The 255-nt window shown below is 76.1% G+C and carries 1 protein-coding gene; it reads left to right on the forward strand.

The window, feature by feature from the left end:
* The coding region (locus QQZ14_RS15015; protein ID WP_284535152.1) for an SIMPL domain-containing protein at positions 1 to 255 on the forward strand (255 nt) is incomplete at both ends.

Genomic DNA, 255 nt, shown 5'->3' on the forward strand with positions numbered 1-255 from the left:
TCGGCGAGAGCGACGAGGTGATGGCCGAGGCCCGCGACGCCGCGGTCGAGGAGGCCGCCGTCAAGGCGCAGCAGTACGCCGAGGCCTCCGGCCAGACGCTCGGCGACGTCGTCACGCTCCGCGAGGTACGCACCCGCCCGCTGCCGACCCGGGACATCGAGCTCCACGGTGCCAAGGCCGGCTACGGCTCGCTGGACCGGCTGGCCGCGGCGATGCCGATCCGCGCCGGCCGCGACCAGGGGTCGGTGACGGTGC

The sequence above is a fragment of the Nocardioides sp. T2.26MG-1 genome (genome assembly GCF_950101795.1).
Taxonomy (GTDB): Bacteria; Actinomycetota; Actinomycetes; order Propionibacteriales; family Nocardioidaceae; genus Nocardioides.